General features: G+C 62.2%; 1 protein-coding gene. It reads right to left on the bottom strand.

What is annotated here, in order from left to right; genetic code table 11:
- Window positions 1-84: 84 nt before the first annotated feature.
- Window positions 85-1,458, bottom strand: coding sequence for a transposase (locus tag NKH99_RS32590; protein WP_352473781.1), 1,374 nt, complete (start codon window positions 1,456-1,458; stop codon window positions 85-87).
- Window positions 1,459-1,536: the final 78 nt, after the last annotated feature.

Below are 1,536 nucleotides of genomic sequence, written 5' to 3'. Positions count from 1 at the left end.
GATAGTGTTGAAGAAGTCGGCGATGAAGCCGTGGATCCACTCGCACCGAAGCGTCTTGATTAAGGTCGACGCGACCTCCTCGCCTTAAGTGGCTCGGACGTTTGTTCCGAGGGTGCAAATCTTGGCCAATTTCCTGAGGTTCTGGGCGATGGCTGCAAGGTGGAACTCATCGCGGGCACCACAGGGGCCGCGCAATCGCAATCGATCGAGCTTCAGGATGCGCTTGAGGTGCGCGAACAGCATCTCCACCTTCTTCCGCTGATAGCGTGAGGTCTGGTAGGCGTCTGTCTTTGCGATGTCGCGGGCCATGTCGCGCGCGCCCTCATAGATCGAGCGCAGCACCTTGCGCGCCGGCTCCTTCGGGCAACAGCTGGGCTTCAGGGCACAGGCGTCGCAATCCAGCTTGCTGGCGCGATAGCGCATCATGCCATTCTCGTCGACGAGAGGGTGTGGCATCCGATAGGTCTTCTGGCGCTGCCTGAGCGTCTTCCCGCCAGGACAGATGTATGTATCGGCCTTATGGTCGTAGGTGAAGTCGTCGCGCGAGAAGGTGCCATCCTTGCGCCTAGACTTGTCGAAGACCGGGATATGCGGCTCGATCCCACGCTCATGCACCAACCAGTTCAGCATTTCGGCCGAGCCGTAGCCGGTGTCGGCAATCAGCCGCTCCGGCCAGAGGCCGAGCTCGTCGTGCGCCCGCTCGATCATAGTCTTGGCGGCCGTCACCTCGGCTTGGCGCACCGCGGTCGAGGGCTCCACGTCCACGATGATGGCGTGCTCCACGTCGATCAAATAGTTCGTGCAATAGGCATAGACGGCTGGGCCACCCCAAGCGGCAGTCCAGCGCGCGGCGGGATCAACAGGGGAGACGAACTTGGGCTCCACCGGCGTGGCGGCCCCGAAGGCGGCGTCATCCAGAGTGGCGAGATACTCAGCCACGGCCCGCTTGGCTTTGGGATTGAGGTCCTCGGCCGTTTCGATCCCGCGCTGACGATGGGCGTCGGCGACGATCATGCTGGCATCGACCGCAAAGCCTTCGCCGCCGACGAGCCCTTCAGCTATGCAGCGCCGGACGACGGTCTCGAACAGTTCGCGCAGCAGGTCGGCATCGCGGAAGCGGCCGTGGCGGGTCTTGGAGAAGGTTGAGTGGTCAGGCACATCACCCTCGAGGCCAAGCCGGCAGAACCACCGATAGGCCAGGTTCAGATGTACCTCCTCGCACAGCCGGCGCTCCGAGCGGATGCCGAAGCAATAGCCGACGATCAGCATGCGGATCAGCAGCTCAGGGTCGATCGAGGGACGGCCGATCGGGCTGTAGAAGGGCGCCAGATGCTGGCGGATGGCGGACAGGTCGACGAAGTGGTCGATCGCTCTGAGCAGGTGATCCGCCGGCACATGCCGCTCCAGGCTGAAGCCGTAGAACAGCTCCTCCTGCATCACACTTTGCTCGCCCATCATCGACTCAATCTCCTCTTACGACGAAGATTGAATCAGTGCTTCAGGACTGCTGCAACCCGGACTTTTTCAACACTATCG

Origin of the sequence: Mesorhizobium sp. M0854, assembly GCF_040319815.1 — a bacterium.
Lineage (GTDB): Bacteria > Pseudomonadota > Alphaproteobacteria > Rhizobiales > Rhizobiaceae > Mesorhizobium.
This window is presented reverse-complemented; position numbering and strand designations above follow the sequence as displayed.